This is a genomic window from Pseudomonas lijiangensis (assembly GCF_018968705.1).
Lineage (GTDB): Bacteria > Pseudomonadota > Gammaproteobacteria > Pseudomonadales > Pseudomonadaceae > Aquipseudomonas > Aquipseudomonas lijiangensis.
The window spans coordinates 230419-246924 of the sequence record NZ_CP076668.1; the positions used below are offsets into that span (position 1 = coordinate 230419).

A 16506-nucleotide genomic window follows, 5' to 3' on the forward strand; every position below is an offset into this window, starting at 1 on the left:
GTAGCCGAAGGCGGCTACGTAAGTCCATTTGGACAAGCAGCAAAGTGCTGCATGAGTATGTGTCTCTTCCATCTGCTGGAAAAAGCCGTGGGATTATAGGTCGGGTTTTCAGGCTGGCAATGGCATTTTGATGTCATTTGGCGCGATTGTTTTTGGCTGGCTGCAATCGACACTATTTGGGCAGGAGAACGGCCTTCTGGGCCGTCATCGCGCTGTCTCGGGTTTTTAGTAATGTTTTGTCACAAATATCGGGGTCGAGTATTGAGTCGAGGCAGATGGACAGGAACAATGCAGCGCATTGAATTCCTGTCGAGATCGTTTCATGCCTCTGCATTCCCGTTTCATGGCCTGGCTGTTGGTGCCGCTGCTTGCGCTATGCAGCTTCGGCCTGCTGGCCGACCCCGTCGATGGCGCTGCCCAGGCGCTGCATCTGCTGGACTATATCGGCGCTGACTACCCGGCCACCGTCGCTGACGGCAAGGTCGTCGATGAAGCCGAATACCGGGAGCAGGTCGAGTTTCTCGACGCATTGCAGGGCCTGATCGTTGCCTTGCCGCAGCGTGCCGAGCGCGATGCGCTGGAGCAGGGGGTTGCAGCCCTGAAAGACGCGGTGAGCACACGTGAGGATGGCGCGCTTGTCGCTCGTCAGGCCCGGCAACTGGGCGCACGGCTGGCCGTCGCCTATGAAGTCAGTCAGGCACCGATCATTACGCCAGACCCTGCTCGCGGTGCGCCGTTGTATGCGCAGAACTGCTCGGTCTGTCATGGCGATACCGGTGCCGGCGATGGCCCGGCCGGTATTGGCCTGGAGCCCGCGCCTTCAGACTTGCGTGATGCGTCACGGCTGGATCGCCTGAGTCTCTACGACCTCTACAATACGCTGGGGCTGGGCATCAGCGGCACAGACATGCCGGCCTTTGCCGACCAGCTCGACGACCGCCAGCGTTGGGATATCGCGACTTACATTGCGAGCTTCAGTGCGCAGCCGGTGAGCACGCCAGCCAAGACCTTCAATCTGGCGGATCTGGCACGTCAGACGCCTGCAGAGGTCAGTGCCGCCGAAGGCCCTGAAGCCGCCGCGACATTCCGTGCCCAGCGTGCGCAGCCGCCGCAGGTCCAGCGTGGCCCGGCGCAACTGCTCGATTACACCAGTACCACTCTGGATAAGAGCCTGGCGGCGTACAGCGCGGGCGACCATGAACAGGCTTACGACCTGTCGGTTGCGGCTTATCTGGAAGGTTTCGAACTGGTCGAAAGCTCGCTGGATAACGTCGATGCCAACGTGCGCAAAGACACCGAAAAAGCCCTGATGGCTTACCGGCAGTCATTGCAGGACGGTCTGCCGCTGGCCCAGGCGGCGCAGAAGCTGGAGGCCGCCAAGGCCAAACTCAAGGAATCCGCAGCCCTGCTGGGCAACGATGGCCTGAGCGTTTCCCTGAGCTACATCTCCGGCCTGCTGATTCTGCTGCGCGAAGGTCTGGAAGCGATTCTGGTACTGGCAGCGATCCTGGCGTTCCTGCGCAACACCGGCCAGCAATCGGCAGTTCGCAGCGTCAACGCGGGTTGGGGCCTGGCGCTGCTGGCGGGCCTGGCGACATGGGCATTGGCGGCTTACGTCATCGATGTCAGCGGCGCGCAACGTGAACTGCTGGAAGGCGCGACGGCGCTGTTCGCCAGCGTCATGGTGCTGTGGCTTGGTGTCTGGATGCATGACCGTCGTCATGCCGATGCCTGGCAGGATTATGTGAAGAGCAGTCTGGTTGGCGGTGGCGGACGTTTCGGTTTTGCAGTGCTGGCGTTCTTCTCGGTCTATCGGGAGCTGTTCGAGGTCATTCTGTTCTACGAAACCCTGTGGCTACAGGCAGGACCTGCTGGACACAACGCCGTACTGGCCGGCGGCGCCACGGCGCTGGTGCTGTTGGTGGGTCTGGCGTGGGTGATCCTGCGCGGTTCGGCAAAACTGCCGCTGTCCCTGTTCTTCGGCATCAACGCCGCGCTGCTGTGCGCGCTGTCGGTGGTGTTCGCCGGGCATGGCGTCAAGGCATTGCAGGAAGCGGGGATCTTCGGCACGCGTCCTGTGCCGTTCTTCGAGTTCGACTGGCTGGGCATTCACGCCGATGCGTATTCGCTGGGCGCGCAGGCAGTTGCGCTGCTGGCGATTGCGGTGTTGTACGGGCGTAGCCGGTTTAGGGGCTAGCTTTAAGTCAAAAGCTACAAGCTACAAGCTACAAGCTACAAGCTACAAGCTTGAGGCTTAAAGCTTGTAGCTTGCCGCTTACTTGCTATCCGTCTTCTTCTGAAGATCGACCGGAGCTTCGACGTCTATATCGGATGCCGCTGTCGAGGCGCAGCAGAGTTTTTCCTGGCGGGCGATGCGGGCGTTCTTGAGGCGGCGGCGCAGCCACAGGGCCAGGCCGAGCAGGAGCAGGCCGCCCAGGACCCAAAGCTCGTACTTCTTGATGTTGCCCAGCAGGCCTTCCATCACGGCACCGAAATGGTAAGCCGCCGAGCCCAGGGCCGCAGCCCAGATCGCGGCACCGATGCCGTTGAGCACCAGATAGCGCAAAGGCGGGTAGCCGGACATGCCGATGGCCACGGGCATGACCGTGCGCAGGCCGTAGACGAAGCGGAAGCTCAGCACCCAGATATCCGGATGTTTGCGTACCAGCCTCAGTGCCTTGTCGCCCATGAGCTGCCATCGTGGCTTGCGTGCAAGCAGTTTGCGGCCGTGCCTGCGCCCCATGTAGTACCACAGCTGATCGCCCGCGTAACTCCCGCAGAAAGCCACGAGAATGACCATGTTGAGGTCCATGTATCCACGGAAAGCCAGAAATCCGGCAAGAACCAGGATGGTCTCGCCTTCAAAGAAGGTTCCCAGGAACAGGGCAAAGTAGCCGAAATCGTTCAAGAAATTCTGGAGCATTGTCTGGATGCTGGCGAAATGAACGCGCAGCCTAACTCGCCTAGGACAATCATGAAAGTGTCGATATGTGTCTCGACGTTAAAGATTCCTACAACCACAATGTCCCGTCCTTGTTGTAGGCCTTTTCTGCGGCCCACCGTCGCAGGTCACACTATGACTGTCACACATTGGTCATAATGGCGGCTTATAACTGTCGCGCTTGCCCGCGTATGCGGGCTACAGGAGTCTCGCCGTGAGCTTTACCCCCGCAAACCGCCTGTTTCCTCTCACTCGCCTGCGCCGTAATCGTCGCGACGACTTTTCTCGTCGACTGGTTCGCGAAAATGTACTGACCGTCGATGATCTGATTCTTCCCGTATTCGTACTTGATGGTGAAAACCGTCGGGAAACCATTGCCTCGATGCCTGGCGTCGAGCGTCTGACTATCGATCTGCTGCTGCAAGAGGCTGAAGGCTGGGTTGCGTTGGGGATTCCGGCGCTGGCGCTGTTCCCGGTGACGCCACTGGAGAAAAAATCTCTGGATGGCGCCGAAGCCTGGAACCCGGACGGTATTGCCCAGCGTGCGACTCGTGCGTTGCGTGAGCGTTTTCCAGAGCTGGGTGTGATCACCGATGTTGCGCTGGACCCGTTCACGACCCACGGTCAGGACGGCATCATTGATGAAGAAGGCTATGTGCAGAACGACATCACTGTCGACGCACTGGTGAAACAGGCGCTGTCCCATGCCGACGCCGGTGCCCAGGTGGTTGCGCCTTCGGACATGATGGACGGTCGCATCCAGGCCATTCGTGAAGCCCTGGAACTTGCCGGGCACGTCAATGTCCGGATCATGGCTTATTCGGCGAAATACGCCAGCGCCTATTACGGTCCGTTCCGTGATGCGGTAGGTTCTTCACTGAACCTGGGCAAGGCCAACAAGGCGTCCTATCAGATGGACCCGGCCAACAGTAACGAAGCATTGCATGAAGTGGCCGCCGACCTGGCTGAAGGCGCGGACATGGTGATGGTCAAGCCGGGCATGCCTTATCTGGATATCCTTTATCGGGTCAAGGATGAGTTCAAGGTCCCGACCTTTGTCTATCAGGTGAGCGGCGAGTATGCGATGCATATGGCTGCGATCCAGAACGGCTGGCTGAGTGAGGGTGTGATTCTCGAATCCCTTACCGCCTTCAAACGCGCAGGTGCTGATGGCATTCTTACTTACTTCGCCGTCCGTGCTGCTCAACTGTTAAAAGGGCAATAGCCTCACAGGAACACTCATGAATACCGAAGGACTCACCGAAGCCACTGTTGAAGTCGATGTTCAGGAGGCTGCGCCAGTGGTGGAGCCTGAAATTGAAACCGTTGCAGCCGTCATCGAGACGCCTGCTTCTACGGCACCCGCAATCGTCGTCCCGAACCTGGACGACAGCAGCCTGTATATCCACCGCGAACTGTCACAGTTGCAGTTCAATATCCGGGTATTGGAACAGGCTCTGGATGAGTCCTATCCGTTGCTGGAACGGCTGAAGTTTCTGCTGATCTTCTCCAGCAACCTCGATGAGTTCTTCGAGATTCGTGTCGCAGGCCTCAAGAAGCAGATCACCTTCGCCCGCGAACAGGCGGGTGCCGATGGTCTGCAACCGCATCAGGCCCTGGCCCGGATCAGCGAGCTGGTTCATGGTCATGTGGATCGCCAGTACGCGATCCTCAACGATATTCTGCTGCCGGAGCTGGAAAAGCATCAGGTCCGGTTCATCCGTCGTCGCTACTGGACGACCAAGCTCAAGACGTGGGTCCGTCGCTATTTCCGCGATGAAATCGCACCGATCATCACTCCTATCGGTCTGGACCCTACGCACCCGTTCCCGTTGCTGGTCAACAAGAGCCTGAACTTCATCGTCGAGCTGGAAGGTATCGATGCCTTCGGTCGTGACTCGGGTCTGGCGATCATTCCGGCACCGCGTCTGCTGCCTCGTATCATCAAGGTGCCGGAAGATGTGGGCGGAGTTGGCGACAACTACGTGTTCCTGTCGTCGATGATCCATGCTCACGCCGATGACCTGTTCCAGGGCATGAAGGTCAAGGGCTGCTACCAGTTCCGCCTGACCCGTAACGCCGACCTGGCGCTGGACTCCGAAGACGTGGAAGACCTGGCTCGCGCCCTGCGCGGCGAGTTGTTCTCGCGTCGTTACGGCGATGCGGTACGTCTGGAAGTGGCGGACACCTGTCCCAAGCATCTGTCGGACTACCTGCTCAAACAGTTCAACCTGACCGAGTCCGAGCTGTATCAGGTGAACGGCCCGGTGAACCTCACGCGCCTGTTCAGCATCACCAGCCTGGACAGCCACCCGGAGCTGCAATACACACCGTTCACGCCAGCGATTCCCAAGCTGCTGCAGAACAGCGAGAACATTTTCAGCGTGGTGAGCAAGCAGGACATCCTGTTGCTGCACCCGTTCGAGTCCTTCACCCCGGTCGTCGACATGCTGCGTCAGGCCGCGAAAGACCCGCATGTCCTGGCCGTGCGTCAAACCCTGTATCGCAGCGGCGCGAACTCGGAAATCGTCGACGCGCTGGTAGATGCGGCGCGTAACGGCAAGGAGGTCACGGCAGTGATTGAATTGCGCGCCCGCTTCGATGAAGAGTCCAACCTGCAACTGGCCAGTCGCTTGCAGGCAGCCGGTGCGGTGGTGATCTATGGTGTGGTCGGCTTCAAGACCCACTCCAAGATGATGCTGATCCTGCGCCGCGAAGGCGGTGAGATCGTGCGTTACGCGCACTTGGGGACCGGCAACTACCACGCGGGCAATGCTCGTCTGTACACCGACTACAGCCTGCTGACCTCCGACGATGCCTTGTGCGAAGACGTCGGCAAACTGTTCAGCCAGTTGATCGGCATGGGCAAGATCCTGCGCATGAAGAAGCTGCTTCACGCGCCGTTCACCCTCAAGAAAGGCATGCTCGACATGATTGCCCGCGAGACGCAATTCGCGCTCGACGGCAAGCCTGCGCACATCATCGCCAAGTTCAACTCGCTGACCGATCCGAAGATCATCCGGGCGCTCTACAAGGCCAGTCAGTCAGGTGTGCGCATCGATCTGGTGGTGCGTGGCATGTGCTGCCTGCGTCCCGGCATTGCCGGTGTCTCGCACAACATCCATGTGCGTTCGATCATCGGTCGCTTCCTGGAGCACACGCGGGTCTACTACTTCCTCAATGGCGGCGACGAACAGATGTTCCTGTCCAGTGCCGACTGGATGGAGCGCAACCTCGACAAGCGCGTCGAGACCTGCTTCCCGGTGGAAGGCAAGAAGCTGACTCTGCGGGTGAAGAAGGAGCTGGAGAGTTATCTGACCGACAACACTCACAGCTGGCTGTTGCAGCCTGACGGACGTTACGTGCGCAGCACGCCGACCGGTAACCAGAACGCTCGAAGCGCCCAGGCGACCCTGCTGGAGCGCCTGAGCATTCCGGTACTCAGTGTGCAGTAAAGACGATACCGACCCGGGTCAGCCACTCCGCTTCCAGCGCGAAGTCGGCCTGGGTCAACTGGTTGTTTTCCAGCCAGCCTGCCGGGAATTCAGCGTCCAGATTCGGGCCGTCGGCACGCAGGATCACACGTGGCATCTCCTGGGTGCCACGAATGTGATGGAACAGAATCGCAAAGCGCAGCAACACGCACAGGCGAATCAGCTTGATGCCTTCATCGCCGAACTCGGCGAACTTGTCCTTGGGAATATTGCGACGATGACCGCGCACCAGCAGCGCGAGCATTTGCTGGTCTTCGCGTGAGAATCCGGCCAGATCCGAGTGCTCGATCAGGTAGGCGCCGTGCTTGTGGTAGTGGTAGTGGGCGATATCGAGCCCCACTTCATGCACCTTGGCGGCCCAGCTCAGCAGCTCGGCATAGATTTCGTCTTCCAGGTCCCAGGCTTCGGCGACTTGCTCCAGGGCATGCAGCGCCTTGCGCTCCACGCGAGCGGCCTGTTCCAGATCGACGTGATAGCGATCCATCAGCGAGCCGAGGGTGCGCTCACGCACGTCTTCATGGTGATGACGGCCCAGCAGGTCATACAGCACGCCTTCGCGAAGTGCGCCTTCGCAATGGTCCATGCGCTTGAGTTCCAGGGCGTCGAAGATCGCTTCCAGAATCGCCAGACCGGCCGGGAAGATCGCACGACGGTCGGGTTTGATGCCGTCAAAGTCGATCTTCTCGATGTCGCCCAGCTTGAACAGTTTGCGCTTGAGCCACGCCAGACCCTCGGCGTTGACTTCGCCCGAACCGTAGCCGTTGGCCTTGAGCGCCACGCCAATGGCCCGAATGGTGCCGGACGAGCCGATGGCTTCATCCCACTTCAGACGGTGCAGGGCGTGTTCGATGCTCATGATTTCAAGACGTGCCGCAGTGTACGCCTGGGCGTAACGGGCCGGTGTGACCTTGCCGTCCTTGAAGTAACGCTGGGTGAAACTCACGCAGCCCATCTGCAGGCTTTCGCGCAGCAGTGGCTCGAAGCGCTGACCAATGATGAACTCGGTGCTGCCGCCGCCGATATCGGCCACCAGACGCTTGCCCGGAGTGTCGGCCAGGGTGTGTGAGACGCCGAGATAGATCAGGCGCGCTTCCTCGCGGCCGGAAATGACTTCCACGGGGTGTCCCAGGATCTTTTCGGCGCGATGAATGAATTCGTTGCGGTTGCGTGCTTCACGCAAGGCATTGGTGCCCACGATCCGCACGGCGCCCAGTGGCAGGCCGTTGATCAGTTGGGCGAAGCGCTTGAGGCAATCGAGCCCGCGCTGCATGGACTCTTCGTTGAGCTGGCGCTCGTCATTGATGCCCGCCGCCAGCTGAACCTTTTCACCCAGGCGCTCAAGTATGCGGATCTCGCCCTGATTCGCCTTGGCAACGACCATATGAAAGCTGTTGGAGCCCAGGTCGATCGCTGCGATCAGGGAAAGATTCTTGGCTTTGGTGTGCGGCATGATCAAAATCTCGTTCGATAACCGCGCCATCCTGCCACGATCCATGCCTGTCGCCAACGTATCAGGCGCGTGAACCGCTCTGTGGGCCTTGTTCGCGAACGAATTCGCTGACTACTTCTCTTCCACCGATCCGATGAAATTCGCCAGTTCCGGGGTTTTCGGATTGGCGAACAGCTCTTTAGGGGCGCCCACTTCATGAACCTTGCCCTGGTGCATGAAGACCAGCTTGTCGCCCACTTCGCGGGCAAAGCGCATTTCGTGGGTCACCATGATCAGGGTCATGCCGTCGGCCGCCAGCTGGCGCACGACGCTGAGCACTTCGTTGACCAGTTCCGGGTCCAGCGCCGAGGTGATTTCATCGCACAGCAGCACCTTGGGTGACATCGCCAGGGCCCTGGCGATGGCCACGCGCTGTTGCTGACCGCCGGACAGACGATCCGGGAAGGCGTCGAACTTCTCGCCCAGCCCGACACGCTCCAGCATCTGTCTGGCCAGTTTTGCCGCTTCGGCCTTGGGCACTTTCTGTACGACCTGAGGGGCGAGCATGACGTTTTCCCCCACGCTCAGGTGCGGGAACAGGTTGAACTGCTGGAACACCATGCCGACCTTCTGCCGCAAGGTGCGCAGGTCGGCGCGGGCGGCGTCCAGGTACTCGCCGTCGACTTCGATCACGCCATCGTTGATCGACTCCAGCCCGTTGAGCGTGCGCAGCAGCGTGCTCTTGCCCGAGCCACTGCGACCGATGATCGCCACGACCTGGCCTTCCTCGACAGAAAGGTCGATGCCTTTGAGTACGTGATGGTCGCCGTAGTATTTATGCAGGGCGGAAATTCTAAGCAGAGGCATGCAGTCTCCTTTCCAGATGGCGCGCACAGAGCGACAAGGGGTAGCAAAGGATGAAGTAGCCCAGGGCAACGAAGCCGTAGACCATGAAGGGTTCAAAGGTAGCGTTGGCCAGCATGCTGCCGGTCTTGGTGAGTTCGGTGAAGCCGATGATCGAGGTCACGGCCGTGCCCTTGACCACCTGGACCGAGAAGCCGACCGTCGGCGCGACGGCGATGCGCAGTGCCTGTGGCAGGATCACGTAGCGCATCTGCTCGATGGGCGTCATCGCCAGACTGGCGGATGCTTCCCACTGGCCTTTCGATATCGACTCGACGCAACCGCGCCAGATCTCGGCCAGATAGGCGCTGGTGAACAGCGTCAGTGCCAGCGCAGCAGCGGCCCAGGGCGAAATATCCACACCCATCAGGGCCACGCCGAAGAACACCAGGAACAACTGCATCAGCAGCGGTGTGCCCTGGAACAGCTCTATATAGAGATTCGCGGCGACCCGTGGCCCGGTTTTGTCCGAGATACGCATGACCATGACCAGCAGACCGATCAGCCCGCCGCCGACAAAGGCCACCAGCGAGAGGGCTACTGTCCATTGCAGGCCTGTCAGCAGGTTGCGCAGGATGTCCCATAGGGTGAAATCCATCAGCGGCTCCTCGATAGGTAGCGACGCCCGACCCAGGCCAGCAATTGCCGGATCAGCAACGCCATGCACAGGTAGACCAGCGTGGTGACGATGTATGTCTCGAAGGCGCGGAAGTTACGCGACTGCAGGAAGTTGGCGAAAAAGCTCAATTCTTCGGTGGCGATCTGCGAGCAGACCGACGAGCCGAGCATGACGATGATGATCTGGCTGCTCAGTGCCGGCCAGACCTTGCTCAGCGCCGGAGCCAGCACTACGTAGCGAAAGGCTTCGTAGCGGTTCATGGCCAGAGCGGCGGCGGCTTCCAGTTGTCCCTTGGGGATCGCCTGAATGCCGGCGCGGATGATCTCCGTCGAATAGGCACCCAGGTTGATGACCATTGCCAGGATGGCTGCCTGCCATTCGGAAATCTGCACGCCCAGGGACGGCAGGCCGAAGAAGATGAAAAACAGCTGTACCAGAAACGGTGTGTTGCGGATCAGCTCGACGTAGATGCCGAAGATCGTGGCGAAGGGCTGGATTTTCCAGGCCCTCACGACCGCGCCAACGATGCCCAGGCTGACCCCGAGCAAAGTGCCAATGGCCGTCAGTTCCAGCGTGAACAAGGCCCCGCGCAGCAAGAGATCAGCGCTTTGCAGGACCGGTGTAAAGTCGAATTGATAAGCCATTGGCGGATCCTGTGATCAGAAAGCAGTGATCAGAGATCGGCTGGCAGCGGTTGCTTGAGCCAGGTCACAGAGGCTTTTTCCAGCGAACCGTCAGCCTTGGCGGCATTGAGGATTTCGTTGACCTTGCCCAGCAGCTCGGGCTGACCCTTGTTCACGCCGACGTAGACCGGCGAATCCTTGAGTTTCACTTTCAGGGCCGGAATGCGTTTCGGGTTGCGCTCGCTGATGGCGACCATGACCACGTTACCGCTGGCGATCAGGTCGGTCTGGCCAGCCAGGTAAGCGGCGATGGTCGAGTTGTTGTCTTCGAAGCGCTTGATGGTTGCGCCTTCAGGAGCGACGGCGGTCAGTTCGATATCCTCGATGGCGCCACGGGTCACGCTGATGGTCTTGCCCTTGAGGTCGCTGATTTCCTTGACCGGCGAGTCAGGTGGACCGAACACCGCCAGGTAGAACGGCGCGTAGGCGCGGGAGAAGTCGATGACCTTCTCGCGATCCGGGTTCTTGCCGAGGCTGGAGATCACCAGATCGACCTTGCCGGTGGTCAGGAACGGGATGCGGTTGGTGCTGTTGACCGGTGTCAGTTCGAGTTTGACCTTCAGTTTGTCGGCCAGCAGTTGCGCGGTGTCGATATCCAGGCCGCGCGGTTTCATGTCCGGACCCACAGAGCCAAACGGCGGGAAGTCCTGAGGTACAGCGACTTTCAGAGTGCCGCGCGCTACGACGTCATCCAGGCCGTTGGCGTGGGCAGGGGCCTGGCTCAGCATCAGGCTGGCAAACAAGGCAGTAAGCAGTGCGCTGTAACGCTTGGTCATGGGAAATCTCCGAACGGAACGAAAGATGTTGGCTTGTCCCCTAGTGCACAGCCCATGCCACTCAGGCTGTTTGCGCCATAAGTCGGGCTTTGCGGACGGTATTTGGTCTTACTGGTCTGAACAGTTGGCGGATCGGATGCCCTGCTTTGGCGCGCCTGAAAGCCACGTCGCCCCAGCGCTGGGCGTCGCTTGCCGGATGGTGTAGATGGCGATAAAAGGAGTTTTTACTGGACTGACTGGCCTGAACAGTGATGCCGCAGAATGCCCTCGCAGTACCTGAATCGGCCCTCCGGGCAATTCGTAAACTGATTGCCGAGCAAGGTTACAAACCTGGCGACAGCCTGCCTTCGCAGCGGGATCTGGCGGTATTGCTGGGCGTCAGTCGAGCCTCGCTGCGCGAAGCCCTGTCGTCGCTCAGTGCCTTGGGAATTGTCAGTGTGCAGCCAGGCAAGGGCGTGTTCATTCAGTCGATTTCTGAACCAGAACAGCGCACGGCCGGTTTTTCCTGGCCTTTCGACGCACGGGTTTCTCCGGCCGATACCTTTCAGTTGCGCTATGCGCTGGAAGGCTTTGCTGCGGGGCTTGCCGCTGTGACCCTGACTGCCGACGAGCGGGATGTGCTGGAGGACAATGTCGAAGCCATGCGTCTGGAGTTGCGTGCCGGGGATTTCGAGGCGGCAGCCAGGCTGGATTTCGAGTTTCATCGGCATATTCTGGTCGCCAGTGGTAATCAGGCCATGCTGGGCATTGTGACGGCGGGTGCAGATATCTTCCTCGAAAGTCAGAAAATGCCCTTCATTCGTGCAGGAAGAGTCATGGAAACCTGGCAGGAACATCGCAAGATTTTGCGCGCCCTTTCCCGACATGCTTCAGGTCCTGCGCAGAAGGCCATGCAGGAACATATCCGTGGTGCGGCACTGCGCACGGGGATTGTTTTTGTCTCGCCCGCCAGCTAAATACGGGGTTATAACCATATTCATGGCTTCCCATAGCCAGACTCAATGAGCCGCGGCTTCCTGAATGCCATAAGGCCCGCTATGATGGGCGTCGTTTTTAGCCTACGACCTCGGAGATCTCCATGAGTAGCGACCTGATCAAACACGTCACCGACGCCAGCTTCGAAGCCGATGTCCTCAAGGCTACCGGCCCTGTGCTTGTTGACTACTGGGCTGAGTGGTGCGGCCCATGCAAGATGATTGCACCCGTTCTGGACGAAATCGCCAGCACCTACGAAGGCAAGCTGACCGTTGCCAAGCTGAACATCGACAACAATCAGGAAACCCCGGCCAAGCATGGCGTGCGCGGTATCCCGACGCTGATGCTGTTCAAGGACGGTAATGTCGAAGCCACCAAAGTAGGCGCCTTGTCCAAGTCGCAATTGGCTGCCTTCATCGACGCCAATCTTTGATGTTTTTAAAGCCCCGCGAACAGCGGGGTTTTTTCTGGCTTCGTACTAGACGCCTGGAAAATCAAGTGGTACATTCGGCCCCGCAATGGATTCTCCATTGCCCCCTGCTAGCCGTCGCCGACGCTCTCCTTTTCGATTTAGTACGCGATCCTGTCGCCTTCTCTGCGGCGCGGCCTCATTAAGCCAAAAGCTTAATTTCCCTTCATACATGATTACGTCATTCCCATATGAACCTGACTGAACTCAAGCAAAAGCCGATTACCGATCTGCTCGAAATGGCCGAACAGATGGGCATAGAAAATATGGCCCGTTCGCGCAAGCAGGATGTGATTTTCTCCCTGCTGAAAAAGCACGCCAAAAGCGGCGAGGAAATTTCTGGTGATGGCGTGCTGGAGATCCTCCAGGACGGCTTCGGCTTCCTGCGCTCTGCAGACGCTTCCTATCTCGCTGGCCCGGACGATATCTACGTCTCGCCAAGCCAGATCCGTCGTTTCAACCTGCGTACCGGCGACACCATTGTTGGCAAGATCCGCCCACCGAAAGAAGGCGAGCGTTACTTCGCACTGCTCAAGGTCGACACGATCAACTTCGATCGTCCGGAAAACGCCAAGAACAAGATTCTGTTCGAAAACCTGACGCCGCTGTTCCCGAACGTGCGCATGAAGATGGAAGCCGGTAACGGTTCCACCGAAGACCTGACCGGTCGTGTGATCGATCTGTGTGCACCTATCGGTAAAGGCCAGCGTGGCCTGATCGTTGCTCCGCCAAAGGCGGGCAAGACCATCATGCTGCAGAACATCGCGTCGAACATCACTCGTAACAACCCTGAAGTTCACCTGATCGTTCTGCTGATCGACGAGCGTCCGGAAGAAGTAACCGAAATGCAGCGTACCGTACGCGGCGAAGTGGTTGCTTCCACGTTCGACGAGCCGCCAACCCGCCACGTGCAGGTTGCTGAAATGGTGATCGAGAAGGCCAAGCGCCTGGTCGAGCACAAGAAGGATGTGGTGATCCTGCTCGACTCCATCACCCGTCTGGCTCGCGCCTACAACACCGTGATTCCAAGCTCCGGCAAGGTACTGACCGGTGGTGTCGATGCTCACGCTCTCGAGAAGCCAAAGCGTTTCTTCGGTGCTGCGCGTAACATCGAAGAAGGCGGCTCGCTGACCATCATCGCCACCGCGCTGGTTGAAACCGGCTCGAAGATGGACGAAGTGATCTACGAAGAGTTCAAGGGTACGGGCAACATGGAGCTGCCGCTGGATCGCAAGATCGCAGAGAAGCGCGTGTTCCCGGCCATCAACATCAACCGCTCCGGCACCCGCCGTGAAGAGTTGCTGACTGCTGATGACGAACTGCAACGCATGTGGATCCTGCGCAAGCTGCTGCATCCTATGGATGAAGTCGCTGCCATCGAGTTCCTGGTCGACAAGCTCAAGCAGACCAAGACCAACGATGAATTCTTCCTGTCGATGAAACGCAAGTAACTGACAGGTTGAACAGAAAATGGCGTCCTTCGGGGCGCCATTTTTTTTGATGGTCGTCTGGGGAAGTAATGCTGATCAGTTAATACACAAACAAAATGTGTAGGAGGCAGCTTGCTGGCGAAAAGGCCTTGAAACCGGCAGATATTCTGCGGCTGTACGAGGAAGTCGCCAGCAAGCTGCCTCCCACGAATGACATTCATGTCTTTGGCCCAGAATAAATTCACTCCTGTGCCTGCTCATGGCTGCCACGAATCTGCAGAGCAGGTACGATGTGCACCTATTTGAATAAGTGGCCAGGTTAATGAAATTCAAGGACCTAAGGGATTTCGTGCAGCAGCTTGAGCAGCGCGGAGAGTTGAAACGCATTCAGATGCCCATTTCCCCTGTGCTGGAAATGACTGAAATCTGCGACCGCACGCTGCGCGCCAAAGGCCCGGCCCTGCTGTTTGAAAAGCCGGTCGGTTTTGACATCCCGGTGCTGGGCAACCTGTTCGGAACGCCGGAGCGGGTCGCCATGGGCATGGGCGCCGAATCCGTCGACGAGCTGCGGGAAATCGGCAAGTTGCTGGCCTTCCTCAAGGAGCCGGAGCCGCCCAAGGGCCTTAAAGACGCCTGGTCAAAGCTGCCGATCTTCAAGAAAGTCATCTCCATGGCCCCCAAAGTGGTCAAGGATGCGCCGTGCCAGGAGATCGTCATCGAAGGCGATGACGTCGACTTGAGCATGCTGCCTGTCCAGACCTGCTGGCCTGGCGACGTTGCGCCGCTGATCACCTGGGGCCTGACGGTTACGCGCGGTCCGAACAAGGAACGCCAGAACCTGGGCATCTATCGCCAGCAGGTGATCGGTCGCAACAAGGTCATCATGCGCTGGCTCAGCCACCGCGGCGGCGCGCTGGATTTCAAGGAATGGTGCATCAAGCATCCCGGCGAGCCGTTCCCGGTAGCCGTTGCCCTGGGCGCGGACCCGGCGACCATTCTGGGGGCCGTGACGCCTGTGCCTGACAGCTTGTCCGAGTATGCGTTTGCAGGCCTGCTGCGCGGTACTCGCACCGAACTGATCAAGTGCCGTGGCAACAACCTGCAAGTGCCTTCCAGTGCCGAAATCGTTCTTGAGGGCGTGATCCATCCCGGTGAAATGGCCGATGAAGGTCCTTATGGCGACCACACCGGTTATTACAACGAAGTGGACAGCTTCCCGGTGTTCACCGTCGAGCGCATCACCCATCGCATCAAGCCGATCTACCACAGCACCTACACGGGCCGTCCGCCGGATGAGCCGGCGATTCTGGGCGTGGCGCTGAACGAAGTGTTCGTGCCGATCCTGCAAAAGCAGTTCCCGGAAATCGTCGACTTCTACCTGCCGCCCGAAGGCTGTTCCTATCGCATGGCCGTCGTGACCATCAAAAAACAGTACCCGGGCCATGCCAAGCGCGTGATGCTGGGTGTCTGGTCGTTCCTGCGACAGTTCATGTACACCAAGTTCGTTATTGTCACCGACGACGACATCAACGCTCGCGACTGGAACGACGTGATCTGGGCCATCACCACGCGCATGGACCCCAAGCGCGACACGGTCATGATCGAAAATACGCCGATCGATTACCTGGATTTCGCTTCACCGGTTTCCGGTCTGGGTTCCAAGATGGGGCTTGATGCGACGCATAAATGGCCGGGCGAAACCACACGCGAGTGGGGCCGGGCTATCGTCAAGGACGAGGCGACGACACGTCGGGTCGATGAAATCTGGAATCAACTGGGAATAGATTGATGCGTGTAACGTTGCAGCCGTCGGGTGCAGTGCTGGAAACTCTGCCGGGCGAGCGGATTCTCGATGCTGCACAGCGCCTGGGCTATGAATGCCCCCAGAGCTGCCGCAACGGTAATTGCCATGTCTGCTCGGCGCTGCTGGTGCAGGGGCGCGTGAAACAGGCCAGTGATGAGCTGACCCACGGTGAAATCTATACTTGTCTGGCAGAGCCGCTGGAAACCTGCGAAGTGCTGTGGGATGCGGTACTGCCCCTTGGTCAGTTGCCGGTGCGCACGTTTGCCTGCCAGCTCAGCGAGTGCGTTGAAGTGGGCGGCGATGTCTGGCGGGTCGGCCTGAGGGCTCCAGCTGGCAAGCTGCCTCGCTATCACGCCGGGCAATACCTGATGCTCGAGCGCGAGAACGGCGAAAAATCCGCCTTCTCGCTGGCTTCGGCGCCTCACAAGGGGCGTGACCTGGAATTGCATGTGCTGGTCCGTGAGGCCAGTGCCCGCACGCTGATCGAACAGCTTCAACGCAATGCCATGGCGCGGGTCGAGCTGCCTTTTGGCGATACCCATCTTGCCGATCTGCCCGACGGTCCGCTGGTACTGATTGCGGCTGGCACGGGCATGGCGCAGATGAGCAGCCTGATCGAGCATTGCCGAGCCAAGGGCTTCAGCCATCCGGTGCATCTGTACTGGGGCGTGCGCCGTCCCGAGGACTTTTACGAAATCCGTCAGTGGGACGAATGGGCAGCGCTGCCGAATCTGTTCCTGCACAAGGTCGTCAGTGATCTGTGCGGCTGGGAAGGGCGCTGCGGGATGTTGCATGAAGCCGTACGCGATGACATCAGCGACCTGTCCTCGATCCATGTCTACGGCAGCGGCTCGCCGGCCATGATCTACGCGACTCTGGATGCCCTGGTCGGTGCCGGAATGGACGCTCATCAGATGCGTGCCGATGTCTTTGCCTACGCGCCTCGTCCCTAGCTTCTGACTGGCGGCCTTGTAACTGGATTG

At 59.2% G+C, this 16506-nt stretch carries 14 protein-coding genes; 8 read left to right on the plus strand and 6 right to left on the minus strand.

The features are described 5' to 3' along the window. The first annotated feature begins 322 nt into the window (after window positions 1-322). Window positions 323-2197 (plus strand): cytochrome c/FTR1 family iron permease, encoded by a 1875-nt coding sequence (locus KQP88_RS01100; protein ID WP_216704607.1) that lies wholly within the window; start codon window positions 323-325, stop codon window positions 2195-2197. A gap of 78 nt (window positions 2198-2275) precedes the next feature. Here KQP88_RS01100 and KQP88_RS01105 read toward each other — a convergent pair whose 3' ends face one another. Further along, window positions 2276-2923, minus strand: a complete 648-nt coding sequence (locus tag KQP88_RS01105) for a DedA family protein (protein WP_200993623.1) — start codon at window positions 2921-2923, stop codon at window positions 2276-2278. 232 nt (window positions 2924-3155) lie between these two features. On the opposite strand from KQP88_RS01105, the gene hemB reads away from it, so the two are divergent. Both hemB and ppk1 read left to right on the plus strand, forming a co-directional pair. Beyond that, window positions 3156-4166 (plus strand): porphobilinogen synthase, encoded by a 1011-nt coding sequence (gene hemB / locus KQP88_RS01110; RefSeq protein ID WP_025257988.1) that lies wholly within the window; start codon window positions 3156-3158, stop codon window positions 4164-4166. A gap of 16 nt (window positions 4167-4182) precedes the next feature. Next, window positions 4183-6396, plus strand: coding sequence for a polyphosphate kinase 1 (gene ppk1 / locus KQP88_RS01115; RefSeq protein WP_216704608.1), 2214 nt, complete (start codon window positions 4183-4185; stop codon window positions 6394-6396). Here the strand turns inward: ppk1 and ppx are convergent. The 5 genes from ppx to KQP88_RS01140 all read right to left on the minus strand — a co-directional run bounded on the left by ppx (window position 6383) and on the right by KQP88_RS01140 (window position 10845). Beyond that, window positions 6383-7885: an exopolyphosphatase gene (ppx, locus tag KQP88_RS01120; protein WP_216704609.1), complete on the minus strand. Its 1503-nt coding sequence runs from the start codon at window positions 7883-7885 to the stop codon at window positions 6383-6385. The two genes, ppk1 and ppx, sit on opposite strands and share 14 nt — an antisense overlap. 111 nt (window positions 7886-7996) lie before the next feature. Then, on the minus strand, window positions 7997-8731 hold the full coding sequence (locus tag KQP88_RS01125) for an amino acid ABC transporter ATP-binding protein (RefSeq protein WP_216704610.1): 735 nt from the start codon (window positions 8729-8731) through the stop codon (window positions 7997-7999). Then, window positions 8718-9368 carry an amino acid ABC transporter permease gene (locus KQP88_RS01130; RefSeq protein WP_198728173.1) on the minus strand — a complete coding sequence of 217 codons (651 nt, stop codon included), beginning with the start codon at window positions 9366-9368 and terminating at the stop codon, window positions 8718-8720. The genes KQP88_RS01125 and KQP88_RS01130 overlap by 14 nt, the downstream gene beginning before the upstream one ends. Beyond that, window positions 9365-10030: an amino acid ABC transporter permease gene (locus KQP88_RS01135; RefSeq protein ID WP_198728143.1), complete on the minus strand. Its 666-nt coding sequence runs from the start codon at window positions 10028-10030 to the stop codon at window positions 9365-9367. The genes KQP88_RS01130 and KQP88_RS01135 overlap by 4 nt, the downstream gene beginning before the upstream one ends. Window positions 10031-10059: 29 nt before the next feature. Then, window positions 10060-10845, minus strand: a complete 786-nt coding sequence (locus tag KQP88_RS01140; protein ID WP_200993616.1) for a transporter substrate-binding domain-containing protein — start codon at window positions 10843-10845, stop codon at window positions 10060-10062. A gap of 251 nt (window positions 10846-11096) precedes the next feature. On the opposite strand from KQP88_RS01140, the gene KQP88_RS01145 reads away from it, so the two are divergent. The 5 genes from KQP88_RS01145 (at window position 11097) to KQP88_RS01165 (ending at window position 16476) form a co-directional block, all read left to right on the plus strand. After that, window positions 11097-11801 carry a FadR/GntR family transcriptional regulator gene (locus tag KQP88_RS01145; RefSeq protein WP_025257995.1) on the plus strand — a complete coding sequence of 235 codons (705 nt, stop codon included), beginning with the start codon at window positions 11097-11099 and terminating at the stop codon, window positions 11799-11801. A 122-nt stretch (window positions 11802-11923) separates the two neighbouring features. Further along, entirely contained in the window at window positions 11924-12253 is a 330-nt protein-coding gene (gene trxA, locus KQP88_RS01150; RefSeq protein ID WP_200993614.1) for a thioredoxin TrxA, read from the plus strand. 227 nt (window positions 12254-12480) lie between these two features. Next, window positions 12481-13740, plus strand: coding sequence for a transcription termination factor Rho (rho, locus tag KQP88_RS01155; protein WP_025257997.1), 1260 nt, complete (start codon window positions 12481-12483; stop codon window positions 13738-13740). A 301-nt stretch (window positions 13741-14041) separates the two neighbouring features. Beyond that, entirely contained in the window at window positions 14042-15508 is a 1467-nt protein-coding gene (ubiD, locus tag KQP88_RS01160) for a 4-hydroxy-3-polyprenylbenzoate decarboxylase (protein ID WP_216704611.1), read from the plus strand. Further along, window positions 15508-16476, plus strand: a complete 969-nt coding sequence (locus KQP88_RS01165) for a CDP-6-deoxy-delta-3,4-glucoseen reductase (protein ID WP_216704612.1) — start codon at window positions 15508-15510, stop codon at window positions 16474-16476. The genes ubiD and KQP88_RS01165 overlap by 1 nt, the downstream gene beginning before the upstream one ends. Window positions 16477-16506: the final 30 nt, after the last annotated feature.